Origin of the sequence: Streptomyces sp. NPDC001816, from assembly GCF_042892235.1 — a bacterium.
Lineage (GTDB): Bacteria > Actinomycetota > Actinomycetes > Streptomycetales > Streptomycetaceae > Streptomyces.
Genome location: NZ_JBIATY010000002.1, coordinates 1,005,914 through 1,030,755 on the forward strand (window position 1 = coordinate 1,005,914; position 24,842 = coordinate 1,030,755).

The following is a 24,842-nucleotide window of genomic DNA, read 5'->3' on the forward strand; positions in this document are numbered from 1 at the left end:
GGCGCTCCTCACCCCGCGATGGGGCGGCCACCGTGCTCTTGATCGCCCGGTGCACGCCCATAGCGTGTCGCTGCTCCTCTTCGGGATGGACGCCTGAGCCGGGGGGCGGCGGTGCGTGCTCGGCGGTCCCGCGTCGAGGCCGCCTTGGCCCAGCGCCTGGGGAAGCCCACGCCGCCAGCGTGGCCTTGCCCGGCGCGCCGCGGCGGAGCTGAGCGGTGCGACCGCCGGCGCCGGGTCCTAGGCTGCAGCCATGACCGAGATCCAGGCCCCGATGCCCCACGACGCCTTCGAGCTGCTGCTGGCCGGAAACCGACGCTTTGTGACGGGCTCCCCCGAACACCCGAACCAGGACGCCACCCGGCGCGCAGAGATCGCGCCTGCACAGCAGCCCTTCGCCGTGTTGTTCGGTTGTTCCGACTCCCGGCTGGCCGCCGAGATCATTTTCGATCGCGGCCTGGGCGACCTGTTCGTGGTGCGCACCGCGGGCCACGTCCTGGGTGCGGAGGTGCTGGGCAGCATCGAGTACGGCGTGGACGTGCTGGGCTGTCCGCTGGTCGTGGTGCTCGGTCATGACTCGTGCGGTGCGGTCGGTGCAGCGTGCGCCGCGTTGGAGGACGGCATGGCACCGGCCGGATACGTCCGGGATGTCGTCGAGCGGGTGACCCCCAGCGTGCTGGCGGCGCGGGCTGCCGGACACGTGGAGCCGGAGGAGATCCTCGCCGAGCACATAAGGCACACCGTCGACCTGCTGCTGGACCGCTCCCGGGTGCTGGCCGACAAGGTAGCCGCCGGCCAGGCCGCCGTGGTGGGCCTGTGCTATCGCCTGGCCGACGGCAGTGCACAGCTCGTCGCAGCCCGCGGTCTGGATGCGGCGGTCCCCGCCGTGTCCTGACCGTCCCGGCGGTGGCTGCTCAGCATGATGTGCCGGTCGGAGGGCCCAAGTACGGCGTCGGTGCTGGTCACTCGGTGGGCCGGGGCCCTGCGGCGCGGCGGAGCCGGTTGGCGATCGCAAGTCCCAGCCCCTCCTCCGCGGGCAAGGAGGCGACGATGAGGTCGCAGCCCCGCTGGTCGAGCTCGCGCAGGAACCTGTACAACCCGCGCGCGTAGGCGGCTGGCGAACCGGGGACCGGCACCACGGCGTGCGCCTTCACCGGGGCGTCGGTGAAGGACGGGGGAAGAAGAACGCCCACCTGGTGTCCCAGCTCCTGCGCGAGGTCCGCTTCGGCGACGACCTTCTCGGGCTCGACGAGGACGACCCGTGCACGCGGCGCGTAGTGGGACGGATGCTGGCCGGGCACTCGAACGCGGCTGGTCGAGGGGACCGCGAGCGGGTATCCCAGCACCGCTTCGAGGTCCTCGTGCGTCACCCCGCCGGGCCGCAGGATGCTCGGGATCTCGCCCGTGGCGTCGACGATGGTCGACTCGACGCCGACCTCGCAGGGACCGCCGTCCAGCACGAAGTCGACGGCATCACCGAGCTCGGCACGGACGTGGTTCGCGGTGGTGGGGCTGACCTGGCCGAAGCGGTTGGCGGACGGGGCCGTGACACCGCCGCCGAAGGCCGCGAGCAGCGCGAGTGCGACGGGGTGGTCGGGCACGCGCACGGCCACCGTCTGAAGGCGACCAGTGGCTTCGAGGGGCACCCGGCGACCGCGCCGCAGGACCAGTGTGAGGGGCCCTGGCCAGAAGCGTTCGGCCAACAGGCGCGCCGTCGCCGGCACGTCCTCGACCCAGTCGTCCAGGTGCTCCGCGCCGTCAAGGTGGACGATCAGCGGGTGGGAGGGCGGACGCCCCTTGACCTGAAAGATGCGCGAGACAGCGGCGGGATCCTCGGCGTTGGCACCCAAACCGTAGACGGTTTCGGTCGGGAAGGCCACGAGGCCTCCGGCGCGGAGCACACCTGCTGCCTTCTCGATGTCACTCGTCCTTGTCATCACGCTTCCCATCCTCTCGCTGTCCTGCCCCCACATCCCGTGGTCTCGTCGGCGCCTAACGACGGCACCAAGGCCGACGGCACGGCGTGAGCCCGGACACGCAAGCCGTCCCAGTGGCGCGAAGGACCACCACCGGGTCAGCTCCGCGCAGCGTAGAGGCCCTACAGCTCCACGGACTTGAGCATCTTCAGCAGCAAGTCGCTGTTGTCGATCGGTCGGCGCACCGCAGGCATCGCCGCTGGGCCGGACGCTGCTGAATTGGGCCGTGACGACCGATCACAAGGTGATCGGTCAGCTGTACATGGTGACGGCGTTCTGCTTCTTCCTCCTGGGCGGCCTGCTGGGCCTCATGATGCGCGCGGAACTCGCCCGGCCGGGACTGCAGTTCGTGAGTGAGAGCGGCTACAACCAACTCTTCACCATCCACGGCACGATCATGATGTTGCTGTTCGGGACGCCGATGTTCGCCGGCTTCACGAATGCCGTGATGCCATTGCAGATCGGTGCCCCGGACGTGGCCTTTCCGCGGCTGAACGCCTTGTCGTACTGGATGTACCTGTTCGGTGGCCTGATGGTCGTCTCCGGCTTCCTGGTGCCGGGCGGCGCGGCCGCCTTCGGCTGGTTCGCGTACGCGCCGCTGAACAGCGCGTACCACTCCCCGGGCGCGGGCGGTGATCTGTGGGTGATGGGGCTGGTGGTGACCGATCTGTCCACCACCCTCGGCGCGGTCAACTTCATCGCCACCACCCTGTGCCTGCGTGCCCCTGGCATGACGATGTTCCGGATGCCGATGTTCACCTGGAATGTGCTGTTCACCTCGATCCTGATCCTGCCGGCCTTCCCGGTGCTCACGGCCGCGCTGCTCGTACTGGAGGCGGACCGCAAGTTCGGCGCCCAGGTCTTCGACGCGGCGGACGGCGGGGCGATTCTGTGGCAGCACCTGTTCTGGTTCTTCGGGCACCCGGAGGTCTACATCGTCGCGTTGCCGTTCTTCGGCATCGTCTCGGAGATCATCCCGGTGTTCTCCCGCAAGCCGCTCTTCGGCTATCTGCCGATGATCGGCGCGACGATCACCATCACCATCCTGTCCGCCGTGGTGTGGGCGCACCACATGTTCGCCACCGGCGCCGTGCTGCTGTTCTTCTCCCTGATGTCGTGCCTCATCGCGGTGCCGACGGGAATCAAGTTCTTCGCCTGGATCGGCACCATGCACAACGGGTCCCTGTCGTTCGAGACCCGATGCTGTGGTCTCTGGGCTTCATGGTGTCGTTCCTGCTGGGCGGGCTGAGCGGGGTGCTCATCGCCTCGCCGCCGCTCGACTTCCACGCCACCGACTCGTACTTCATCGTCGCCCACCTGCACTACGTCCTGTTCGAGACCGTGGTCTTCGCGATGTTCGCAGGATTCTCTTTCTGGTGGCCCAAGTTCACTGGCAGACTCCTGGACGAGCGGCTCGGAATGCTGCACTTCTGGCTGCTGTTCCCCGCGTTCCAGCCGACGTTCCTCGTCCAGCACTGGCTCGGCGTGGAGGGCATGCCCCGCCGGTACGCCGACTACCTGCCCGCCGACGGCTTCACCCTGCTGAAGTCCGTGTCGTCCTTCGGCTCGTTCCTGCTCGGCGTCTCGACCCTGCCGTTCCTGTACAACGTCTGGCACACCGCCAGGTACGGTGAGCGAGTCACCCTGGACGATCCCTGGGGGTACGGCCGCGCCCTGGAATGGGCGACCTCCTCACCGCCCCCGCGGCACAACTTCGTCGCGCTTCCGCGTATCCGGTCGGAGTCGCCCGCTTCCGACCTGCACCATCCGGAGATCGGCCGGCCGCTCGAGACGGGAGGGCGCCGATGAAGGCCGAGTCCGCGCTCTTCTGCGGTGTCGCCGTGTTCTTCGGCGGTTCGGCCGCCCTCTACGCCTGGTGGTCCCACGCGGACCCGGCCGGCACGGCCGCGCTCGTCGTCGCGTGCCTGATGGCCGCCGTGGTGTCCTTCTTCTGCTTCGTGCAGTACCGGCGCAAGGGGCCCCGCCCGCAGGACCGCCGTGATGCCGAAGTCGTCGATGCCGCAGGTCCGCTGGAGTTCTTCCCGCCGGAGAGCGTGTGGCCGATCCTGACGGCGCTGGGCTTCGCGCTGCTGTGCATCGGCGTGGTCTACGGGCTGTGGCTGTTCCTCATCGGTTTCGGTGTTCTGGCGCGTGGCGTCCTGGGTCTGGTGTTCCAGTACGCGCGCCGGGTTCCGGGGGAGCGGCGCTGAGCGCTGCCCTGGGGGCGCCCGGGCGAAACCTCTCGACGGGTACATGGGAGCTCTCACAGCCCCCGACGTGTTCTGCCGCACCTCTCCGCTCTCCACTCCCTCGGCGAGCCGCTCCCGCTCCGCCGCCAGCAGAGCCGTGCACAGCCGCCGGGTGAGCAGGAACGCGAGCACGGGCCCTATCACCAGCGCGACGCGGAAGATCCAGGTCAGAGTGTTGACGGACATCCGGAAACTGGCCGCGATCACGTCGTTGCCGCCCGCCAGCAGCAGGACACCGTAGAAGGTGAAGCCCGCCACGCCGAGCCCGGTACGAACGGGCCGCTCGCGCGGCCGGTCGCACAGATGGCGCTCGCGCTCCCCCTCCCGCGTCAGCCGCTGTTCGACGAAGGGGTAGGCATAGAGCACGAGAAACAGCAGCCCGGGCAGGACGACGGCGGGCAACAGCACGTTCCACATGAACGTGTGGCCGGCGACATCGGTCTCCCACGGCGGCACGAGCCGCAGCGCCCCTTCCAGGAAGCCGACATACCAGGCGGGCTGGGAGCCGGTCGAGGCCTGGTCGGGCCGGTACGGTCCGTACACCCACACGGGGTTGATCTGCGCGAGGCTGCCCAGGAGGAACAGCCACCCGGCGACCATGAGGGAGAGACCGCCGGAGGAGGCCGTGAACTGCGGGAACATGGGCTTGCCGACGGCGTTGCGGTTCGACCGGCCCGGGCCGAGCCACTGCGTGTGCTTGAGGTGGAACACCAGGATCAGATGGACGGTGACGAGCGCGATCAGCGCGCCCGGCAACAGCAGCACATGCGCGCTGTACAGCCGCGGCACGATGTCCTGGCCGGGGTTTCGGCCCCGAAGACGAAAAGGCTCACGTACGTCCCCATGACCTGCAGGGAGAGCATGATGCCCTGCGCGATACGCATACCCGTGCCGGACAGCAGGTCGTCGGGGAGCGAGTAGCCGCGAAACCCTCGGCGAGGGCGAGTACCAGCAGGGTGACGCCGATGACCCCGTTCATTCCCTCGGCCGGCGGAAGGCGCCGGTGAAGAAGATCCGCATCATGTGCACCCCGATCGCGCCGACGAACACGAGCGCCGCCCAGTGGTGCGTCTGCCGCATCAGGAGACCACCGCGCACGTCGAAGCTGATGTGCAGCGTGGAGTCGAAGGCCGCGGACATGGGCACGCCCCGCAACGGCACATACCCACCGCCGTAGATCACCTCGTGCATGTCCGGCTGGAAGAACAGCGTCAGCCACACACCGGTCAGGACGAGAACGATCAGGCTGTAGAGAGCCTGCTCCCCGAGGAGGAAGGATCAGTGGTCGGGGAACGCCTTGCGCAACAGTGCGGCGCCGCGGTCGTACATCGGAAGCCCGCTCGTCCACCGCGTCGGCGACGCGCTCGGCGGCTGGCCTTCCTCGCGGCGCCGTCACAGTGGGTCCGTGCCGTGCCCGACGGCCGAGCCGCACCCCTCACGCTTCACAGGACGCCTCCCTCCGCCCCCGTACGGACCCGTTCTCGTCACCCCTTGCCCAGCAGTGGGTGTGCAGGCTGTCCCTGCGCCGCGAAACACTCGTGCGACGTGGGCGCGGCACCCGATCGGATGACATGGCCGCCGGGCGCGCGCGGCAAAGAGCTCACCGAGAACGGTGCGGCGAGGGCAGCCGGATGCGACGCGTCCGGCGTGCGCGCGGACGGCCCTGAGCGAGTGGGCCCCCTTCACAGCTCCGCCGTATCCTTCGCCAAGGCATTCGCGAGACTGCGTGGCATGCTCAGAGGGTGGAGAGCGATCCCGCGCTCCAGGGCGACGGTGCCATACCTGAGGTACTGGCCTTGGCCAAGGTCGTCACCAGGCTGCGCGCCGAGGCCGCGGAGCTGGCAGACCTGGCCGCGACGACGGCCGTCGTGGAACGCGCCAAGGGCGTCGTCATGGCCCAGGAAGGCGTGTCGTCGGACGCGGCGTACGAGCGTCTGCGCACACGTGCCGAGCGGCGCGGACGCACCCTGTTGGAGGAGTGCTGGATCACCTTGGGCCGCATCGGCCGGGGCTCCGCCCACCCATCGGTGGAGACCGCGATCGACCCGCCGACCGGCACGACCCCGGACACCGGGCTCTCGCCGTTGACTGCCGGCACATACCTGGCCGGTAAGACGGCGGTCGGCGCGAGCCGCACGAACGTGCTGGCCGAGATCGCCGAGGCCCTTGTCGGCGCCCGCACGCCGGACGATGTGGCGGAACTGCTCCAGAGGGCGCTCGGCGGCCTCGAGCACGTGGATGCCGTCGTGATCTACAGCATGGCGGCCACCGGAAGCCTGGAACTCGTGGGGTACTCCGGGATCGACGACACCACGGCCGAGCAGTGGAGCCACGTCCCACCACTTGCCGGGTTCGCGGGCCTGGCGGCGGTCGCCCATGGGGAGGCGCTGTGGCTGGAGTATCCGGGGCAGGACGCCTCGCGCTACCTGCTCATCGCCGACCCGGCCGGGCGGTGGCCGACCCGCGCCTGGCTCCCCGTACCGGGAAAGGGGCCGGCAGCGGCCGTCGTCGGGCTCTTTCGGACCTGCCGCGCCCCGTTCGACGCGAGATCGCGGACCCTGCTGCGCCGGGCCGTGAGGCTGTGCGCCGAACCGCTCAACGCGGGCCGGGGTCGGCGTACACACGCTGTCGACCCGGTCGACCCGGTCGGCGAGGTCCCGACGGCCGAGGTCCAGCGGATCTTCGACGCCCTGACCGGACCAGCGGTCCTGCTGACCCCGCTGCGGGCACCGACCGGCGCCGTGGAGGACTTCCGCATCGACGCGGCGGCACCCGAATCGGTCGACGTGGCCGGACGCCGGGGTAAGGAACTGGTGGGCCGAAGGGTCCTGGAAACGTATCCGACCATGGCGGGCACCCCCGTCTGGAGCGGGTACCTGGCAACCCTGCTGACGGGTTCCGTCTACGAAAGCGGACCATTCAGATACCGGGAGGTACTCGCCGGTGTCCCGCTCGAGTCCACCTATGCGGTGCGGGCATCACGGCTGGGGGGCCGCCTGGTGGTGTCCTGGACCTGCCAGGACACGCGCGAACGGGAGGACCGCCGCCTCGCCGAGCTGCAGCGACTGGGCAACCTCGGCTGGGCGAACTGGAATCTGATGACAGGCCGCATCACCTGGTCGGATCAGGTCTACACCACCTTCGGCCGTGCCCCCGTCAAGGGACCCATCGCCCTGGAGGCACTGCCCGAGCACGTGGTGCCGGACGATCGGCCAGGCCTGGCCGAGGCCGTACGAAGGCTGCTCGATCACGGCATGCCCATCGACGAGCCTTTCCGCATCGCCGTCGCGAACGGGGTACGGCACCTGCGCATCGTCGCGGAGGCGCAGACGGACGCAGACGGCGCCGCCGTCGAAGTGCACGGCTTCCTCCAGGACCTCACGGCGCTGCGCGATGCCGAGATCGCCCTGGGGGAGAGCGAACGCGCCGTCCTCGTGCAGCGCGGCATGCTCCAGGCCGAACGCGCGCTCGCCGACCGGCTCCGGGAAACCCTGCTGCCGATCCCCGAGCAGTCACTGGAACTGGCCGACGTGTGCGTGAACGTCGCCTACGTCGCCGCCGACAGAGGGGTGAACGTCGGTGGCGACTGGTACAGCGCCATCGAACTTCCCGACAGGAGCGCGCTGTTCGTCGTCGGCGACGTCGCCGGTCACAGCCTCGCCGCGGTCGGCACGATGGCCCAGCTGAGGTTCACCGCGAAGGGCATGGCCGTCACAGGATCATCACTGCCCGACGTCCTTCAGCGTCTGAACGCCCTCATGCTCCATACGCCCGAGAACGAGTACGGCTCCACCGCCACCGTGGTCATGGCCTACTACAGCCCCCGGAACCGCCGTCTGACCTGGGGCAGGGCGGGCCATCTGCCGCCCTTGCTGATCCGTGGCGGTGAGGCGACGTTCCTCCCGCAGCCCGAGGGCATCCTCCTCGGCGCCTCCCGTGAGCCGTCGTACGGGCAGTCGGTGCTCGACCTGCTGCCGGAAGACCACCTCCTGCTCTACACGGACGGCCTCGTGGAGGACCCGGGCGAGGACATCGACGCCGGCCTGGAACGGTTCGCCGAGACCACGCTGCGGCTCTTGCGCGAGGGCCATGGTGAAACCCTCGCCACGTCCCTGGCCGCGATGCGGCCGCACCGCCGCGACGACATCTGTGTTCTGGACATCCACGTGCCGCGGCGCGCGGATCCGCGTCCCTGTGCCGATCAGTGAAGTCGGCGATCCAGCAGGAGGTGCGACGATGTCGCCGCTGTTCGTGACCGGCGACACCGGCCTCGGCCACCCAAGGCGTGTTCGCTCTCGATCCGCGGGACGCGCCTCACATGTTCTTGCGGGCCCGTCCCTTCATCTGCTCCCCTTTCCCCTTGATTTCCTCGGCCGTCCCGCGCACTGTCTGGCCCGCCTCACCGGCCTGCTGCCGGGTCTTTCCCGCGATGCGGTCTCCCACGCCTTTGCCGCGCAGTTCCTCGTCACCGGTGGCACGTCCGGCCGCTTCCTCGACCTTGCCCTTCGTTTCCTGAGCCTTGCCCCGGATCTTCTTTCCCTGAGCAGACATCTGGATCAGCCCCTTGTCAGAGGATTCCGGCTTTCCCAGGCCATCCGATTACCTCAGCCGGTACGCCTCAAACCCGGACTGATGCCGACTTCCGGCGCGGTGAGGACATCGGCTACACATTCCGCTCTGTCGACTACTCACCGTCGGGCATTCGGCGAACCTCACTGCCGTCCCGATCCGGCCTGTCCAGAATTCCGTGTAGCAGGGCCGCCGTCGGCGATGGAACAAATTCCCCGAAATTTTCTTCCGGAATTTCTGTGCATGTCGCGAACGTGGGTACTCGGCGCCTGATCGGCGAGCGGCAGGTGCCGTGGCCGAGGCTGATGATGGAAACAGAGGAAGCGGGTGAACGATCACGAGCGAGGATGAGCGGGAAGAGGCACGTCCCTCGTCACGAAAGGCGAAGGCGACCCCGCAGCGGGCGTCGGCGACCGAGGCCATGCGGGGAGCGGCCCAGCAGCTGGCCGAGTTGCTGGGGCGGGCTCCAGAGTCCGTTTCCGCACTGAAACCGACCGATGACGGTTGGGAGGCCGAGGTCGAGGTCGTGGAGTTGGAGCGCGTCCCCGACACGAGCAGCGTGATGGCCAGCTACAAGGTCGCTCTGGACCCCGCCGGCCAGCTGGTGGCGTACGAGCGAACACGCCGCTACACCCGCGCGCAGACCGACAGAAACAGACAGGGCCGCTGACAGCGGCTCACCGTTCGCGTGAGGAGAACAAGACCGTGACTGTGGTGCCGCAAGGCGAAGGTGGTGTGGCCGCGCCGGCGGGTGGCGGATCGGGCACCTTGTACGACGTGCTGGAACTCGTCCTGGACCGAGGCCTGGTCATCGACGTGTTCGCACGGGTGTCCCTTGTGGGCATCGAAATCCTGAAGGTCGACGCACGCGTCGTCGTCGCCAGCGTGGACTCGTATCTGCGCTTCGCCGAGGCCTGCAACCGGCTGGATCTGGAATCGGGCCGCAAGGCCCCCGCCCAGCTGACGGACGTTGTCCAGAGCGTCGAGGAAGGAGGCGCTCAAGGGAAGGCCAAAGGGGCGCTGACCGGCGCCGTCGACGCATTCGCCGAATCGCTCCACAAGGGGCGTGGGGACGACAGCGACCGCAAGCGTGAGAAGGAGCACGAGCACGCCGAACGCGGCTCGAGCCGCCGTGCCCCAAAGGACCGGGAGGAGTGAGCGAGCCCATGTCCGTGTACGTGTACGCGATCACCAAGTCCGGGCATCCACTGGACCTGGACGGTATCAAGGGCGTGGGCGAAACACCCACCGAGTTGCACTCTGTGTGCAGCGACGAGCTGTGCGCTGTCGTCAGTGAGACCCCGGAGGACCTTTCCGTCACACGCCGGGACTTGGACGCGCATCTCGGGGTCCAGGAGCACCTGTGGGCCGCGGGCACCATCCTGCCGTTGAGTTTCGGGTTCGTCGCTCCGGACGAGGACGCCGTACGGGCCGTGCTGGAGCAGCAGGCCCAGGAGTTCTCCCAGCGCCTCGATGAGCTCACCGGGCGGGCGGAGTTCAACGTCAAGGGCATCCAGAGCGAGGAGGCGGTCCTGCGCGCCATCCTCGAGGAGAACGAACAGGCCCGCGCGCTGAACGAGGCGACCCGCGAGGGTGGCGGAACACAGGAGGACCGGCTGGCGCTCGGCCAACTCGTGGCACAAGAGGTGCAGAGCCGGCAGGAGGCACTCGCCGCCGACGTCGTCGCCGCCCTGAGGCCGCTGGCAGTGGCCGAACGGCTGGCCGAGCCTTCACAGCAGTACTTCGTGAACGTGTCCTTCCTGGTGGACGGCAAACAGTCCGAGGAGTTCACCCAGGCCGCGCGGGAGTTGGCAGAGCGCTACGGGGAGGACATCGAACTGCGGGTACGGGGACCGCTGCCGCCGTACAGCTTCACCTGAGCCCGTTGCGACGGACCGCTGCGGTGACAGCACGAGTCACAAGGAGGAGGAATGGCAGGACTGGTCACCGAGATCCTGGCACTTCCATTGGCTCCCCTGCGGGGCGTCGGCTGGGTGCTGGACAAGGTCGCTCGTGCGGCTGAGGAGGAGTTCTACGACCCTGCTCCCGTACAGGAAGAACTCGTGAACCTGGAGCGCGCGCGGACGGAAGGCCGTATCGACGACGAGGAGTTCGCACGGCGCGAGGAGGAACTGTTGCACCACATGGAGGACATCAGGGCCTACCAGCTGAGGCGCGGCGGGCAAAGCGGGCTGTGAGCCGTGGGCATGGAGGAAGACAGAATCATGAACAACGCCAAGATCGGCGCGGCTGTCCTCGGCGGTTACGTGCTGGGCCGGACGAAGAAGGCAAAGCTCGCCCTGAGCCTGGGTGCACTGCTGGCCGGATCACGGATCAAGCCAGGACAGGTCGCGAAGGTCCTCCAGGAGTCCCCCTTCGTCAGCAACGTCACCAAGCAAGTGCGCAGCGAGCTGACGGGGGTCGGCAAGGAAGCCGCCAGCACTGTGCTTTCGGCGAAGGCCGACCGCCTGGCCGACGCCCTGCACGAGCGCACCGCGGGACTGCACGAGAAGGCTCACCCGGACGGTGAGCGGGACCTGGACGAAGAGAACGAAGAGGAAGAGAACGCACAAGAGGCGCGCCAGGACGAGGAATCTCCGGACGAGGGGGCCCGGAGCTCGGAACGCGAGGGCAGGGGGCGCGGGAGCCAGGGGCGCGAGAAGAGTGCGCAGCACCGCGGGTCGGATCAGAAGGACGAGCCGCGCAGGAAGAGGACGACGGCCGGCGGGAGCCGCTCGAAGAGCGGCTCGTCATGATGGAGGAGGCCGGATGATGGCTGAGGGCAAGTCGGGAGGTGCCGGCACCCTGAGCAAGGTGCGCGAGCAGGCACGGCAGAACCCCGGCGCGAACCGGCTGAAGGAAGAGCTGGAAAGCTATGTCGAGGCCCGCGTTCAGCTGATGCTCGAAGGCGTAGGCCATCGCCTGGGCGAAGGGGCGCGCAAGCTGGGTGAGGCCCACATCGGCCCCGGCCTGCTGACCAGTGCCGTCGCCAAGGGCGGCAAGAAGCTCCTCGCGGGCGCGCCGTCGGGTGAGGCGTTGACGGCGACGGCGTCCCACGCCAAGGACACGCTGCTGGACAAGGCCAAGGACGTCACCGGGAAGCGGCACGAGAAGCACCCCGACGCCGCCGGTAAGGGGCTGACCATCATCGAGGACATCGACGTGGGCGTGCCCGTACGCGAGGCCTACAACCAGTGGACGCAGTTCACGGAGTTCGAGCGGTTCGCCAAGGGTGTCAAGCATGTGGAGCAGGAGGACGACATCACGACCCACTGGGAAGTGCAGATCGCCAAGGCGAGCCGCCGCTGGCGGGGCATCATCACGGAACAGGTGCCCGACGAGCGGATCGCCTGGACCACCGAGGGCGAAAAGGCCACGACCAAGGGTGTCGTCACCTTCCACCCGCTCACGGACAACCTCACCAAGGTGCTGCTGGTCCTGGAGTACCTCCCCAAAGGCGTGGTCGAGCGCGTCGGTGGCCTGGTGCGGGCGCAGGGCCGGCGTACCCGGCTCGATCTGAAGCTCTTCCGCACCTTCGTCATGATGCGCGGCGAGGCGACTGGCGCCTGGCGCGGGGAGATCCAGGAGGGAGAGGTGGTCCGCGGGGCGGAGGAGGCCGAAGAGGGCCGCGCGGAAGAGGAAGAGGCAGAGGAAGCGAAGGTGGAGACCGGGGGCGAGGAGCCCGAGGTACGCGACGAGGAGTACGACGAGGAAGAGGAGCCCGCAGAGGACGAGGACGAGTACGAGGAGGAAGAGGAGCCCGAGGACGAGTACGAGGAGGACGAGGAACCCGAAGAGGAGGACGGGGAGGAAGAGCGAGCGGCCGACGACCGCGACGACGAGGGGGAGGGAGAAGCCCCCACGACGCGTCGGCGCCGCACATAGATCCGCGAAACGAGGTCGAGTGCGCCGTGACCGAGTCACAGTCCCCCGTCCCCAGGTCGTCGCGGGCCTTGTACCCGTACGGTCAAGAGAGCGGCGGCTCAAACCTGGCCGACATCCTTGAACGCGTCCTGGACAAGGGCATCGTGATTGTCGGAGACATCAAGATCAACCTGCTCGACATCGAGCTGCTCACCATCAAGCTCCGGCTGCTGGTCGCGTCCGTCGACAAGGCGAGGGAGATCGGCATCGACTGGTGGGAGCGCGATCCCGCCCTGTCGTCCCGCGCCGATGGCCGGCACAGCCTCCAAGAGCAGAACCAGCGGCTGCGTGCCGAGGTGGAGGAGCTGCGCAGTCAACTCGCCGAGTCCCCGCGGGAGCTGGCCGGAAGCCAGGCCGGCGGCCCGCGGGGCTCCCGCGATGCCGAGCGGGTCCGGAGGGAATCGCGGGAGTCGCACGCCGAACCACGCCGTAAGCCCCGCAAGGTTCGGGACGCCGAGGGGGCCCGGGGCGACGAGGAGCGGAGCTGAGGCCGGTGGACGAGCAGCTGTGCTACGCGTACGCGGTGTTGGGATCGCCATCCACCGCACTGGAGCGGACGGTGCTGGCCGACGTTCGCGGGGTGGCCCAGGCGCCCGTCACCCTGGTGTGTTCCGGCCCGGTGGCCGCCGGGGTCAGCGCGGTGCCTCGGGACGAGTTCTCGGAGGCGGCCCTCAAGGCGAACCTGGAGGACCTGCGGTGGCTGGAGGCGACGGCCCGGGCGCACCACCTGGTCATCGAAACACTGACCGAGCACACCACGGTCCTGCCGCTGAGGCTGGCCACCGTGTATGTCGACGAGCACCGTGTGCGGGAGATGCTGAGGGAACATGAGGCGGATTTCACCGCGCTGCTCGACCGGCTCACCGACCACGTGGAGTGGGGTGTGAAGGTGTACGCCGAGGCGCCTCCACAGCCTCCGTCCGCGCCCTCGGCCGCCGGCGATCCGGCGGACGACACGAATCCCGGACGCGCATACCTGCGCAGCCGACGGCATCAGCGGCAGGCTCGCGAGGACGTGTGGCGGCTTGCCGAGGAGGCCGTGCAGCGGACGGAGTACCAAGCCCGCGGCCTGGCGGCGCAGCACACTCGGCACCGGCCGCAGCAGGGAGGCCTGACGCAGGTGCCGGGCGAGAACGTGGCCAACGACGCCTATCTGGTGCCCCGCACTCTGGCGGAGGAGTTCCGCAGCCGGATGCTGCACGCCGCGGACGATCTGCCGGGAGTTCGTGTGGAGGTCACGGGTCCCTGGGCGCCGTATTCCTTCACCGATCCCCTCGCGCTCGACGAACACCAGGAGGGAGCCGGCCGGCGGTGAGCCAATACGGAGGGTACGAGGATCGCCCGGTCGTCCAGCCGCAAGTCGCGCTGATCGATTTGCTGGACCGGCTGCTCAGCGGCGGTGTGGTCCTCACTGGCGATCTTGTACTGTCCATTGCCGACATCGACCTGGTGAGGATCTCGCTGCGCGCTGTGATCGTCTCCATCCGCGAGCAGCTGGACGACGAGTGGGCGACGATGTATCCGCCGAGGAGCGGGGGCGGTCACCGTGACACGACGTGACGAGGGGCCGCCCGCCGACCGGCTGCGGGAGGTGGCCGAGGCCGCGAGCAGGGCGTTCTCACTGCTGCCCGCCCGGCCTGACGAGATCTCCGCGCCCACGTCCAGCCGCGGCCAGACCGCCGCACGGCGACTGCGCGCCGATCCGGACACCGTGGAACGGGACCTGGTCAAACTGGTTCTGACCATCGTCGAGCTGCTGCGCCAGCTGATGGAGCGACAGGCCCTGCACCGGGTCGATGAGGGTGACCTCACCGAGGAGCAGGAAGAACGGCTCGGTCTGACCCTGATGCTGCTCCACGACCGGATGTCCGAACTCTGCGACCACTACGGCCTCACGCTCGCCGACCTCAACATCGACCTGGGACCACTGGGGACGCTGCTTCCCCCGTGAAGGCTGCGTCGGTCGCCGTTGTGCACCCTCGTACGGCCCTGAGACGGCCCGAGGCTCGGCCTGTTGGATGGGCTCTGACGTCACAGCTCAGGATGCCGGTGGAGCACGGTCGTGCCACGCTGGGAGAGGTTGCGCCGCTCCGAGCGTTCGGTGGACGCATGGCCCTGCCACACAAGGACTCCGACATGGCCCGTGACGCCGTCCCACTCAGAACGGCCAATGCGAACCCACGGCCGTGGCACGCAGCCGCGTCGGGTACGACCGTCCTCGCAGCAGCACTGATGATCTTCGGTGTGCGGCACTGCACAAGCACGGTCTTGATCACTGACGCCAGGTAGGTGGCCCATCTGGTCGTCTTGGCCGAGTCAGGCTGCTGTGGCTACGCGTGCTGGTGGCGGCGCGGTGGTGAAGGGGCGGTTGTCGCGAAGAAGAGCCCACAGAACGGCGGCGCGGCGGCGTGCGAGGGCGATGACGGCGGCGCGGCTGGGTGCGGAAGGCATCGCTGATCTGCCGGTCGAGCTGCTTCAACCGGCACCTGTCTGTGTCAAGCGGTTCGGGCAGCCTCCGTGCTTCGGCAGTCGCGGATGAGCTGGCGACAGATCACATCCGGGCGGGACCGGGCGAGTCGTCAACCGCGGGTGATGCTCGTTCATGCCGCCCTCGTCGCAGGCAACGCCCAGGCGATTGATGAACGCCGGCTCGCTGCATGCCAGGACCCGCCGCAACTGCTCCCGCCACTGCGTGTAGTAGGCACCTGCGTCGGGTCGTTGTGCTGCCATGCCGAGATCAACGAGTGTCGGCGGGCAAGAGGTTGTACGCCGGACGGGCAGAGTCCTGACGTCGGTTGCGGCACCTGGCCGCGGGCGCCGACCGGATCAGGTGCCGGCCGGTGGGGTGGAGCGCAGGGCGAGCAACGCGATGTCGTCGGTGCTGTCGGCGCCGAGCCCCCTCAGCAGTTCGTCGCAGAAGACGTCCAGGGGCTCGCGGGCGAGGGCGGCGGCGTGCTGGCGCAGCCGGGTCAGCCCGTGGTCGAGGGATTCGCCGCGGCGCTCGATCAGTCCGTTGGCGAACAGCAACACGGTGGAATGGGCGGGCAGCTCGTCGATGGCGGTCGGGCGCCGGTGCTCGGCATCCATGCCGATCAGCAGCCCCGCGCCCGTCTCCAGAGGACTCTGCCTCCTCCTCCCGGTGCCCTCGGCGCTCTGAGGTTGAGCAGGACGACGTCACATGTAGAGCCGCGCCCTGCCTGGTCGCGGCCCGTCCGCGAGTCGGTCTCCCGCTCGCGGGCCCGCTGCGCCCCTGGCTGAGGAGTCCGCGGTCGCGGCTCCAACCCTTCGGCGTGGAGATAGGGGGTCCGACAGCAAAGATGCCCAACACTTTCCGAGTTGGGCATCAGGTCCGTGCGCGCGCTGTCCCGGTGCCCTGCCGAAGGACCCGGCCAGGCGCCGGGTTCGTTCGGGCAGGCAGGTCCTCGGATTCTCCGGCCAGGGAGGTACACCGTTGTGGGACAGTTCCGGATTCTCACCGGATTTCCCTGCGACTGCTCGACTCGACTGTACCGCTGGCCCGGCGAGGTGCGCGGGACCACCGTCGGCGGTCTTGCACCGCCTCGTGCCACCGTGCGTGGTGACGGCAGGAACCGTTCGTCTTACTGATCATTTCAGAATGAAGTGCTTGGCCAGACGGTTGTGCGCTGCGAACATGCGATCTCCACTGGGCAGTGGAGGACCCAGCACCTGATGACGCAGTGTCGGCTCTGGCGGCTCGCATAGGCTGGCCGGTCTCATCCGACGCACCGCGACGAGGATCAGCCCATGTGCAGCAGCACCAGGATCCGCCTGATAGAGCCCGCCGATGCCGCCCCGATCGCCGCGCATAGAGTGCGGGACTTCGAGGCTTTCCGGCCGTGGGAACCGGCCCAGCCGGCCGACTTCTTCACCCCGGAGGGCCAGGCGGAGCGGATCGACAGGCTGCTGGCCGGATACCGGGCCGGCGCGGCCTGGCCGGGTGTGGTACTCGCCGACGACCGGGTGATCGGGCAGGTCACCGTCGGAGGCATTCTGCCGCAGCCCCACCTTCGCCGCGGTTCCGTTGGTTACTGGATCGCCAGCGTCGCCCAAAATCAAGGGCACGCCGGGCGCGCCGTCGGGCTTGTACTCCAGGTGATGACGGACGAACTCGGGTTGCACCGCGCTGAGGCGTCCACCAATCTGGAGAATCTGCCGTCGCAACGGGTGCTGCGCCGCAACGGGTTCAGCCCGTACGGCGTCGCACACTCCTCGATCTTTCTCGACGGGAGCTGGCGGGATGGGCTGCTGTGGGAGCGGGTCCTGGGCGACTGACTGATCGTTTCACAACGAGGTCTGCAGGCGGCGGAGGCATATGAGGCTGCAGGCCAGTTCGAGCAGGCCGTGATGGAGGTCAGCACGTCTTTCGTAGCGGATGCGGAGTCGTTTGAACTGGTGAAGCCAGGCGAAGGCGCGCTGGACTACCCAGCGGACCTTGCCCAGTCCGGAGCCGTGGGCGGCATCGCGTCGGGCGATCACGGGTTTGATGCCGCGTTTCCACAGCAGGCGGCGGTACTTGTCGAAGTCATAGCCCCGGTCGGCGTACAGTCGCCGGGGCTTGCGCCGAGGGCGTCCCCGCAGGCCCCGGATCGGGGGAACCGCGTTCAGCAGGGGCAGAAGCTGGGTGACGTCGTGCCGGTTGCCGCCGGTGAGCGTGACGGCGAGCGGGGTTCCGTGCCGGTCGACGATCAGACATCCGATGGGGTTAAGCGGTCAAGCTGCGGCAGTGAGGATGGGCTCGGGGCGGGAGGGGAAGGCGATGGTTTCGTCGTAGTGGACTTGTTTGTCGAGGCAGTGGTGCAAGCACCCGATCATGCGGTTGAAGAGATTTCGCAGGGCTGAGATGTGCCGGTCGCCGGTGGTGCGTCTGCGGTCGTAGTGAGCCCTGGCGCCGACTGAGGCCGTCAGGGACGCGAACGACCAGACGTAGCCGGCAGCAGCGAGACGCTGGTTCTTGATCCGGCGGGCCCTGACGGAGACGCTCTTGCCGGATGCCCGGGTCACTGGTGCTGCTCCGGCGTAGGACTTGAGGGCCCTGGCATCGGCAAAGCGGGATCGGTCGTCTCCGATCTCAGCGAGCACACGGGCGCCGGTGAGGGAGCCGAGTCCGGGGAAGCTGGTGATGATGTCGGCGTCCGGGTGTGTCTCAAAAGCTTCCACCGCGGCTTCGGCGAGCTCCTCTGCGCTGGTGCAGGCGGCGTCCAATTTTCGGAGCAGTGTCAGGGCCTGGTGGCCCATCGCGTCTTCGACCAGCGGGAGTTGGCGCATTTGAGGGGCTCGTAGGACCGCGTGTAGGCGCGTGGCCTCGGCCTCGATCCCGCGTTGGCGTCCGGCTCTTTTCAGTGCGGCCCGCAGCTGGGTTTTGGTCAGCCGGGCGGCCCGGGCCGGAGTGGGTGCGGCTGCCAGCAGCGCGCGGGCGACGGATGAGCACAGGCCGCCGAGGATCGGCTGGACGGCGGCGAGGTAGCCGGGGAAGTATTCGTGCAGGTGGGACCGTAGTTTGTTGGCAGCCTGGGTGCGGTCCCAGACCGCGTCCTGCTGGGCGCGGGCCAAGACGGCGATGGCCTGGGCGAGTTCGGTGTCGGCAGGCAGCGTCCGGTGTGCTGCGGCGTCGGTGCGCAAGATGTTGGCGAGGACCATGGCATCGAGGTGGTCTGACTTCTTGCGTGCGACGGTGTGGCGGTCACGGTATCGGGACGCTGCCATCGGGTTGATCGCGTAGACGGGGCAGCCGGTGGCTCGCAGGCATGCCACCAGCAGTCCTCGGGACGTCTCGATGGCGGCTGGTATGCGGGTTTCGGGCGTGTCCCCGTGTTCGGCCAGGAGGTCCAGTAGTTGCTGGAGGCCGGTGGCGTCGTCAGCGATCCTGGCCCGGGCGACCAGCGTGCCGTCGGCGTCGATGAGGGCGATGTCATGGTGGTCGCTGGCCCAGTCGATACCGCAGAAGATATTCATGGGGTTGTCTCGCGTCCTTCCTGTCGGTTGCACCTCTCGCTTGCTGGTCACAGCCGTGGAGACACGCGACTCCCTAATGGAAGGGCTCTGACGGCCCGGCATCCGATTAGCCGTTCGTGACCCCAGCTACCCGCGAGGTCCTCAGTCTTTTCAGGAGCTTGAAGGCTCCCGGTGAGCTGGGAGGTGTTCCTCGCGAGCGGCTCAGACCACGAACATCCTCGCCTCGGTTGAGTACGTGCCGCCGCCACGACGCAAGGCTGGTGAACCCGTCTGATCAAAGGGCTCCGGGCCCGGTGGTGTTTCAGGCTTCACCAGCCTCGTAACTCACCATTAGGTGGTGTTTCGATCCTGCCCGGCCCCGGTCGACCGGTGAGGGACCGACGTGGTCCCCCCTTTGAGGGCCCGGATGTGCGAGCCGTCCACGGAACAGTTGTCCAAGTTCAGCAGGTTGGCGCGGCGTAGCTCGCCCAGCAGGGGGGCGTGCAGGCGGGGCCAGACACCGGCCTCGGTCCAGTCCCGTAGCCGGCGCCAGGCCGTCACACCGGAGCAGCCCACACTCTCTGCGGGAACGTCACGCCAGGCGACACCGGTCCGCAGCACATACATGACGCCAGCAAGCGCCGTTCGGTCGGGAACACGCAACCGCCCTGGATGGCGACGGCGCCGCTCGGGAGCAGGGGGCAACAGCCGAGCCACCCGCTCCCACAGGTCGTCGGGGACAAGATCACCACGCACCCCGGACACCCTGCCGACCAAGATCGCCGAGGGCAAGACCCACAGCTCAACTCGTTCTGAAACGATCAGTTAGGCGCTCAGGGTGGTGACGTGTGCGGTGGCTGCCTTGACCCCGCCTGACCGTCTCGCGGTGGCTTCGGTCGCCGCCCACCCCACACCCTCCGCAGGCATCCCTTGGAATTGATCATCTAGAGTCCGGCCACGCGCCCTCTCTGTACCCTGATTCCCCGTGAGCCCCCGCTCTGGCACGAGAATGGCACCGCCCTTTGGCTACTCGTACACGACGGCTGCGCTGAGCGCCCGCGCAAAGAACGTCCAGTCGCCGTCCGGCGGCATCTCTTCGCCGAGGTACCGGTACGAGCCGGGCGAGTCCGTGATCCACGCGGCGAGCGCACCGAGGTAGTCCTCCACGGTGCGGTTCTCCCACTCCTCGCCCCGTCGGTGAAAGTCGTCGCAGAGGCTGTGGATCATGGCGGCGAGGGACTCTCGCGTCATGACTTCCTTGAAGGGATCGGGCGCATCGTTCGGCATGGCTGGACCGTAGCGTGGTCGACCTAGTGCCGTCCGTCGATTGGTCACGGCTCCACGCCGGCTTTGCAGTCTGGCCTCATCTCGACCAGGTCGATCACAGTGCCCTGAAGGCAGTGCGAGCGGAGGTGAGTCGTGGAAGATGATGGTGCGGCCGATCCACACGTAGTCCATTCCGCGCGAGCGGAGGTGAGCCGCTGCTCGCAGCGTCGCTGCTGCCAGCGATGAATCTGCCGCGCGGTGCTCATCTTCACCGCCGCGTCCCTGTCCGCGACCGCGCAGGAGGCGTTCGGTGACACCTTCAGCGTGATCGCCCTCGCTCGGCGCTGAGGACGGGCAGGCGATCGTGGGCAGATGTGGCCCCGCCTCTCCAGCACCACTTCCTCCCCGATTCACCGTCTGGGAGACACTGGAGGCTTGCCCGTTCCCAACGCGTCGGCCTCGGGAACGGCCGTCTACAGCTGGGTCAGCTGGTCCACACGAAGCCCTCCGCGTCCGTGATGGACCTCTTACCCCTGTAGTGGTCGAGGTGCCATGTATCCGCATGGGGCGGCCGGGTACAGAAACCGCGCTGGCTGGGGTGCCACTCTCCGCAGTAGCCGGCCGCCCTACGCGCGGACAGTCCAGGCGCCGCCGCGGGCGTGACGGGGGGGCTTAGGTTCGATGTTCATCGTCGGCATTCCCTCTGGAGGCGGTACAGGCCGCGGCCGAGGATGCAGTCCGCCGCCGTGTCCGCGTCTGCGCACAGCGGGCAGAACGAGCTGTGGTCGAGCAGCGCGCGGTGGGCGCGGTCGGCGGTGCACCGGTGGCAGCTGCGGGGAACCAGTGTACTCCGTCGAGATACTCAACGTAGCGGCCCAGTGGTTCGCTGCCGCGCCCGGAAGCCATCAGCCCCGGGCCCAAGTCCTCGCCCTTCTCGCACGCGGTCGAGTAGTGCGACAAGACGAGTTATCTAGGGTGTCGATTGAGCGTCAGGTGTGTCAGGCAAGTAGCCCCATAAGTCCGTTCCTTGGAAGTATCCGACGGTTGTTCAGGCATGTGCGGGACGTCCGTGAAGCCGCCGGCCTCTCCGGTCCTTGTACGGAACGTCGGCCAGAGACTGCCCTGACTGCGGTCCGGGACGCAGTAGGCCACGCCCCCGCCACGGGCCGCGAAAAGTCCTTCCCGCGCCTGGATCTCAGTGTCACAGTGGTGGGCTGCGGACGGGGAGGCATGAATGAACGCAGGGGGCCATGGGGGCGGGGGCCACGGAGGCGGGCATGGTGGGCATGGTGGCGGCCACCACGGAGGTGGGCCCGGTGGGCATGCTGGCGGGCACCACGGGCACGAGGACGGGGGCGAACGCCCCGACGCCCCCCTCCCGCCTGAAACTGGCCACAGCAGCCCGCCCGCGGAGCCAGGCGGTTGCCTTGGCCTTCTCTTAGTCCTGCTTTGGGTAACCGGAGTTTTAGCCGGCTGCGTCGGCGCCCTCCGTATCTTCCCCAACAACGTGTGGCTCGCAGTCCCCGCCGCATTCTTCTGGTGGGTCTTGATGATCGCCCTGCTCGTAGGCGCACTGAACCTCAAGGAACGTCGCTAGGGGCGCTCCCTGCCCTCACCCGCGGGCGAAGCCCGCCCGCCCGACCCCACCCAGGTCGTCCTTTGTTGCTGCCGCTCCACAGCGGCCCCCAAGCCGCCGCACGCGCCAGCGGCGGGCTCTACTCCGACGTAGCTCGTCGCAATGGCCACAGCCATTGAAACCCCTCCACCAACAGGGCCTTGGTGTTGCCGTTGTCGGCGACCTGCCGGGCCAGGTTCTCCGCGCCTTTCGGGTCCCCGGCCTCCTCCCGTATCAGGGCAAGGCGGACCAGGGCGTCGGTCTCGCCGTGGTTGGCGGCCTGCCGGCAGAGGGCTTCGGCACCCTGCTGAGCTTCTGCCACAGGCCGTTGATGTACTCGTACAGCTCGTAAGGGCGCCGCGCCGGGAAGTGCCGCCCGGCGCGGCGCGGTGTTGGGGGAGTGAAACGGCGGTTGACGTGCGACTGTTCGCGGGGTCAGAAGTCGCCGTCGGCGACCTGGAGGACGGTCAGGCCGATGGCCCGCCAGGCCTGGACGACCTGACTGCGGTCATCGAGCACACAGACGACGTCAAATGTGTCTCGTACGTGGGCGTCGAAGAGTTCGACCTTGACGATCGAGTCCTTCCGGGAGTCCCCGGTCGGCCGCATGAACGGGCCCGCGAACGGGACGTCGACGTGCTCGGTCAGCCAGGCCTCGGTCGCCTCGCGGCAGCTGTCGGTGCGGCCTGAGAGGAACACGATCTGGTTGCCCGCCGCGTGCAGCGCCCGTACAACCTGGATGACTGGCGGGTTCGGCAGGTCCTCGTGTACCCGCGTCTCGTCGAACGGGCTGCGGCCCGTCATCAGGGCGACCGTCCCGTCGATGTCCACGAGGACCGCCTTGAGACTGCCGGGCTTCGGCTCGTATGCCCGCCCCACCGGCGCGACCGCCCGGCTTTCCTCGGGCAGCGGCAGTGGTGTGGGCTTGCCCGCCAGGTAGCGTTGGTGGAGGTCGCGGATGACCCCTTCTCCCACGGAAGCCGCGCGGGCTTCATCCCGATCAAGGCAGGTGGCAAGCGGGACGTGGGTGAAATCGTGCACGCGCAACTCGGCACCGGCCCGGTCCGCAAGGCGGGCCAGGTCGCGGGCGACGCGCTGCGGCAGATTGGTGTCATCGCAGACCACGTCATAACCGCGGCGCAGGAGATCGAGAATCGCAGCGTCCCGGGCGGCCATCACGCGCTTCTCGGTTACGCCCTTGATGTGCTCGCCGGAATCAAGCATGGCCCGCAGGTCGTCGCGGTTGACGCGGGCCCGGCCACCACGGTTTTCGGCCGTCCAGGCACGCGCCCAGGTGGTCTTGCCGCTGGCGGGCAGGCCACGGGTGAAGTGCAGAGTGGGCATCAGGAGTTGTCCTCGGTGTTGGGGTTGACGGGCCGCAGGTCGCCCTCGGGGCGCAGGGTGTGCCAGATCCGGGCCGACGGGTCACGGCCGTCCAGGAGCTGGAACAGCCAGGCGCGCAGCGGCGAACGGCTGGCAAGCGCGGCGTATTCCTTGCGCGTCCACCCTTCGGCCAGCGCGTCGAGGATGCGCCGGTGCTGAGCACTCGCCTCGGTGAGGATCGCGTCGCGCTGCGCGGTCAGGTCGGCTGCGACGTCCTTGACCCAGCCGTGAAACTCATCGGGCAGCCCGTCACAGATCTCGGCGGTGGTGTCGCCCGCGCCGAGGCGCTCCCAGACGGCCCGGGCGTTGAGGCCGGTAATGATCCGGTGCAGTGCCACGTAGTCGTCCTGCTTGATCTTGATCATGGAGTCGTCGTGGCCAGGGAAGCGCAGGACGAAGCCTTCGGCGCCCAGGCGCGGCGCAGCAGCCAGCGCCTCGGCAAGCGTTGCGAAGTCGAAGGTATCTACTCGGGGTCCGTCCCACGGGAGGTTATCCGCGGGGACGGGTGCTCCCGTCGCGAGATCGACACCGCCGAGCAGCACGAGGTCGTCCATGGTCCCGTAGTCGCAGACGATTCGGTTCTCCGGGAAGATGATCTCGAAGAGGTAGGTGACACCAGGCTTGATCGTGGCAGTGGCCGCGTAGCGCTCCTGCCAGACCTTCGTTGCGTGCAGGGCCTGGTCCGAGGCAAAGGAGCCCCGGGTGGCGATCGCGTAGCCGCCGCCAGGCACCGGGTAGAGAATGCCCAGCGAGCCGTCGAGCTTGTCAGTGACCACGACCGGGTCGTCCAGACCGAAGGTGCCCTCGGGGTGCTCTGAGTAGTTGAAGAACTTGGCGTACGGCCGGGCCAGGATCCGCCCCTGGCGGTCGATGACGAGCCCGCGGCACTGCCGGGTGACCTGGTTCCACTCGCGCTCGAACTGTGCCTTCTCGGTGTAGTTGAGGATGCGCAGCGGCAACGTGGGGTGGGTCTGCTCACGTACAAAGCCCTCGTCGAGGCAGCGCGCGAGCAGGCTGGGGTCGAACAGGTCATCTATGTGGGAAAGCATCGTCGTCTCTCCTGGCGAGGGGCAGAAGGGCTGATCATGCCTGGGCGCCTATGGGAGGCGCCTTCGGTTTTCTCAGTGCGGATCATGGCGGGCTCTCGGCTGAGCGGTCGCGTGGCGGCGAATCCTCGGAACGGCCAGCTCCCAGGAGGCGGGGTGTCCTCGTCGTAGGTTGCTGATGTCGTCGCGCAGCTCCAACGCGGCGTACTGCAACGCCTCGAACTCGACTGCCATGTGGGGTTCCTACGATGGAAGCGGATGTGGTGCGCTGCATCCCTGCCTGCCAGGTAGGACAGGCCGCGTGTGGTCAGACAGAAGCGAGCGCCGGCTCGCCGCACCGACGAGTGCCGAGAAGCGTGTGCAGCATGGTCGCGGTACGGGAGGCCTGCCCGTGGGTTCCTCATCGGTGACAGAGGCGGCCGGTGGGACTGCCCCAGGTCACTCGGCGGCCTTCGCCGGGTCGAGCGGCCCGGTCATGCCGTCCGCCTGCGGCCCCCGGGCAACAATTTCCTCGCCGGCTGCGGCTTCATCGGTGCGCTCGCCTGCGATGGTTCGCAGACCGTGGGCTACTTCTGGAGGCGCTGGGCTGGCCGCTGGTCTGGGACCAGGACGAGGAGACCGCCATCCAGTCACCGAACGGCGGTACGAAGATCACGTGGGGTGGTCCGCCGCTCATGCCGGACCCCGGCAAGGACCTGCACTTCGACCTCGCACCGGACGACGATCAGCAAGCGGAGGTCGAGCGCCTGCTCTCCCTCGGGGCGAAGCGTCTCGACTCCGCCCACGGCGGGGACGGCGCAGTGCTGCTGGCCGACCCCGACGGCAACGAGTTCCGCGTGCTCACGCGCCGGTGAAGCGGGAGCCG

At 68.5% G+C, this 24,842-nt stretch carries 24 protein-coding genes, 5 pseudogenes and 1 riboswitch; of the genes and pseudogenes, 16 read left to right on the plus strand and 13 right to left on the minus strand.

Going from position 1 to position 24,842, the window contains the following annotated elements; genetic code table 11:
- Positions 1 to 250 precede the first annotated feature (250 nt).
- Positions 251 to 892, plus strand: a complete 642-nt coding sequence (locus ACFYZZ_RS10640) for a carbonic anhydrase (protein ID WP_389173545.1) — start codon at positions 251 to 253, stop codon at positions 890 to 892.
- 67 nt (positions 893 to 959) lie between these two features.
- On the opposite strand, the gene ACFYZZ_RS10645 is transcribed toward ACFYZZ_RS10640, so the two are convergent.
- Positions 960 to 1,934 (minus strand): L-threonylcarbamoyladenylate synthase, encoded by a 975-nt coding sequence (locus ACFYZZ_RS10645; RefSeq protein ID WP_389173547.1) that lies wholly within the window; start codon positions 1,932 to 1,934, stop codon positions 960 to 962.
- A 301-nt stretch (positions 1,935 to 2,235) separates the two neighbouring features.
- Between ACFYZZ_RS10645 and ACFYZZ_RS10650 the strand changes: the two are divergent.
- Together ACFYZZ_RS10650 and ACFYZZ_RS10655 are read left to right on the plus strand one after the other, a co-directional pair.
- Positions 2,236 to 3,782: pseudogene (locus tag ACFYZZ_RS10650) on the plus strand (cbb3-type cytochrome c oxidase subunit I).
- Positions 3,779 to 4,183: a cytochrome c oxidase subunit 4 gene (locus ACFYZZ_RS10655; RefSeq protein WP_389173548.1), complete on the plus strand. Its 405-nt coding sequence runs from the start codon at positions 3,779 to 3,781 to the stop codon at positions 4,181 to 4,183. Before ACFYZZ_RS10650 ends, ACFYZZ_RS10655 begins: the two are co-directional and overlap by 4 nt.
- A 630-nt stretch (positions 4,184 to 4,813) precedes the next feature.
- Here the strand turns inward: ACFYZZ_RS10655 and ACFYZZ_RS10660 are convergent.
- Positions 4,814 to 5,106: pseudogene (locus tag ACFYZZ_RS10660) on the minus strand (cytochrome b N-terminal domain-containing protein); the annotation flags it as partial.
- Between the two features lie 91 nt (positions 5,107 to 5,197).
- A complete protein-coding gene (locus tag ACFYZZ_RS10665; protein WP_389173550.1) occupies positions 5,198 to 5,443 on the minus strand; it encodes a cytochrome b N-terminal domain-containing protein in 246 nt (81 codons plus the stop codon).
- A gap of 521 nt (positions 5,444 to 5,964) precedes the next feature.
- Between ACFYZZ_RS10665 and ACFYZZ_RS10670 the strand changes: the two genes are divergently transcribed.
- Positions 5,965 to 8,430 (plus strand): SpoIIE family protein phosphatase, encoded by a 2,466-nt coding sequence (locus ACFYZZ_RS10670; RefSeq protein WP_389173552.1) that lies wholly within the window; start codon positions 5,965 to 5,967, stop codon positions 8,428 to 8,430.
- A gap of 106 nt (positions 8,431 to 8,536) precedes the next feature.
- Here ACFYZZ_RS10670 and ACFYZZ_RS10675 read toward each other — a convergent pair whose 3' ends face one another.
- Positions 8,537 to 8,773 carry a CsbD family protein gene (locus ACFYZZ_RS10675; RefSeq protein ID WP_389173554.1) on the minus strand — a complete coding sequence of 79 codons (237 nt, stop codon included), beginning with the start codon at positions 8,771 to 8,773 and terminating at the stop codon, positions 8,537 to 8,539.
- A 352-nt stretch (positions 8,774 to 9,125) separates the two neighbouring features.
- On the opposite strand from ACFYZZ_RS10675, the gene ACFYZZ_RS10680 reads away from it, so the two are divergent.
- The 10 genes from ACFYZZ_RS10680 (at position 9,126) to ACFYZZ_RS10725 (ending at position 14,666) form a co-directional block, all read left to right on the plus strand.
- Complete coding sequence (locus tag ACFYZZ_RS10680; RefSeq protein ID WP_389173721.1) at positions 9,126 to 9,461, plus strand: gas vesicle protein; 336 nt, start codon at positions 9,126 to 9,128, stop codon at positions 9,459 to 9,461.
- Positions 9,462 to 9,502: 41 nt separating this feature from the next.
- Positions 9,503 to 9,949 (plus strand): gas vesicle structural protein GvpA, encoded by a 447-nt coding sequence (locus ACFYZZ_RS10685; protein ID WP_389173723.1) that lies wholly within the window; start codon positions 9,503 to 9,505, stop codon positions 9,947 to 9,949.
- An 8-nt stretch (positions 9,950 to 9,957) separates the two neighbouring features.
- A complete protein-coding gene (locus ACFYZZ_RS10690; protein WP_389173555.1) occupies positions 9,958 to 10,671 on the plus strand; it encodes a GvpL/GvpF family gas vesicle protein in 714 nt (237 codons plus the stop codon).
- Positions 10,672 to 10,722: 51 nt separating this feature from the next.
- Entirely contained in the window at positions 10,723 to 10,989 is a 267-nt protein-coding gene (locus ACFYZZ_RS10695; RefSeq protein WP_361238904.1) for a gas vesicle protein GvpG, read from the plus strand.
- Between the two features lie 9 nt (positions 10,990 to 10,998).
- Positions 10,999 to 11,547, plus strand: coding sequence for an ABC transporter substrate-binding protein (locus tag ACFYZZ_RS10700; RefSeq protein ID WP_389173725.1), 549 nt, complete (start codon positions 10,999 to 11,001; stop codon positions 11,545 to 11,547).
- 16 nt (positions 11,548 to 11,563) lie between these two features.
- On the plus strand, positions 11,564 to 12,676 hold the full coding sequence (locus ACFYZZ_RS10705; RefSeq protein ID WP_389173557.1) for an SRPBCC family protein: 1,113 nt from the start codon (positions 11,564 to 11,566) through the stop codon (positions 12,674 to 12,676).
- Positions 12,677 to 12,819: 143 nt separating this feature from the next.
- On the plus strand, positions 12,820 to 13,203 hold the full coding sequence (gvpJ, locus tag ACFYZZ_RS10710; RefSeq protein ID WP_389173559.1) for a gas vesicle protein GvpJ: 384 nt from the start codon (positions 12,820 to 12,822) through the stop codon (positions 13,201 to 13,203).
- Positions 13,204 to 13,208: 5 nt separating this feature from the next.
- Positions 13,209 to 14,030, plus strand: coding sequence for a GvpL/GvpF family gas vesicle protein (locus tag ACFYZZ_RS10715; protein ID WP_389173561.1), 822 nt, complete (start codon positions 13,209 to 13,211; stop codon positions 14,028 to 14,030).
- Positions 14,027 to 14,275: a gas vesicle protein gene (locus ACFYZZ_RS10720; protein WP_361238893.1), complete on the plus strand. Its 249-nt coding sequence runs from the start codon at positions 14,027 to 14,029 to the stop codon at positions 14,273 to 14,275. The genes ACFYZZ_RS10715 and ACFYZZ_RS10720 overlap by 4 nt, the downstream gene beginning before the upstream one ends.
- Entirely contained in the window at positions 14,262 to 14,666 is a 405-nt protein-coding gene (locus ACFYZZ_RS10725) for a gas vesicle protein K (protein WP_389173563.1), read from the plus strand. Before ACFYZZ_RS10720 ends, ACFYZZ_RS10725 begins: the two co-directional genes overlap by 14 nt.
- Before the next feature lie 875 nt (positions 14,667 to 15,541).
- Here ACFYZZ_RS10725 and ACFYZZ_RS10730 read toward each other — a convergent pair.
- Positions 15,542 to 15,802 (minus strand): SpoIIE family protein phosphatase, encoded by a 261-nt coding sequence (locus ACFYZZ_RS10730; protein ID WP_389173564.1) that lies wholly within the window; start codon positions 15,800 to 15,802, stop codon positions 15,542 to 15,544.
- A gap of 308 nt (positions 15,803 to 16,110) precedes the next feature.
- A riboswitch (cobalamin riboswitch) is annotated at positions 16,111 to 16,244 on the minus strand.
- Positions 16,245 to 16,480: 236 nt separating this feature from the next.
- Here ACFYZZ_RS10730 and ACFYZZ_RS10735 point away from each other — a divergent pair.
- Positions 16,481 to 17,008, plus strand: a complete 528-nt coding sequence (locus tag ACFYZZ_RS10735) for a GNAT family N-acetyltransferase (protein WP_389173566.1) — start codon at positions 16,481 to 16,483, stop codon at positions 17,006 to 17,008.
- A gap of 9 nt (positions 17,009 to 17,017) precedes the next feature.
- On the opposite strand, the pseudogene ACFYZZ_RS10740 reads toward ACFYZZ_RS10735, so the two are convergent.
- From ACFYZZ_RS10740 to ACFYZZ_RS10775, 8 genes and pseudogenes are all read right to left on the minus strand, one after another.
- Positions 17,018 to 17,425: pseudogene (locus tag ACFYZZ_RS10740) on the minus strand (IS5 family transposase); the annotation flags it as partial.
- Positions 17,426 to 17,446: 21 nt separating this feature from the next.
- Positions 17,447 to 18,688, minus strand: coding sequence for an IS110 family transposase (locus tag ACFYZZ_RS10745; RefSeq protein WP_389173568.1), 1,242 nt, complete (start codon positions 18,686 to 18,688; stop codon positions 17,447 to 17,449).
- A 328-nt stretch (positions 18,689 to 19,016) separates the two neighbouring features.
- Positions 19,017 to 19,423 (minus strand): annotated as a pseudogene (locus ACFYZZ_RS10750) (transposase); the annotation flags it as partial.
- Positions 19,424 to 19,693: 270 nt separating this feature from the next.
- A complete protein-coding gene (locus ACFYZZ_RS10755; RefSeq protein ID WP_389173570.1) occupies positions 19,694 to 19,954 on the minus strand; it encodes a hypothetical protein in 261 nt (86 codons plus the stop codon).
- Positions 19,955 to 21,648: 1,694 nt separating this feature from the next.
- The gene (locus tag ACFYZZ_RS10760; protein WP_389173572.1) at positions 21,649 to 21,870 is read right to left on the minus strand and encodes a hypothetical protein; all 222 of its coding nucleotides are present in this window, start codon (positions 21,868 to 21,870) and stop codon (positions 21,649 to 21,651) included.
- A 113-nt stretch (positions 21,871 to 21,983) separates the two neighbouring features.
- A complete protein-coding gene (locus ACFYZZ_RS10765) occupies positions 21,984 to 22,892 on the minus strand; it encodes an AAA family ATPase (RefSeq protein ID WP_389173574.1) in 909 nt (302 codons plus the stop codon).
- Positions 22,892 to 23,980, minus strand: a complete 1,089-nt coding sequence (locus tag ACFYZZ_RS10770) for an RNA ligase (protein ID WP_389173576.1) — start codon at positions 23,978 to 23,980, stop codon at positions 22,892 to 22,894. Before ACFYZZ_RS10770 ends, ACFYZZ_RS10765 begins: the two co-directional genes overlap by 1 nt.
- Positions 23,981 to 24,052: 72 nt before the next feature.
- Positions 24,053 to 24,211: a hypothetical protein gene (locus ACFYZZ_RS10775; RefSeq protein ID WP_389173578.1), complete on the minus strand. Its 159-nt coding sequence runs from the start codon at positions 24,209 to 24,211 to the stop codon at positions 24,053 to 24,055.
- Between the two features lie 261 nt (positions 24,212 to 24,472).
- On the opposite strand from ACFYZZ_RS10775, the pseudogene ACFYZZ_RS10780 reads away from it, so the two are divergent.
- Positions 24,473 to 24,831: pseudogene (locus tag ACFYZZ_RS10780) on the plus strand (VOC family protein); the annotation flags it as partial.
- Positions 24,832 to 24,842 lie beyond the last annotated feature (11 nt).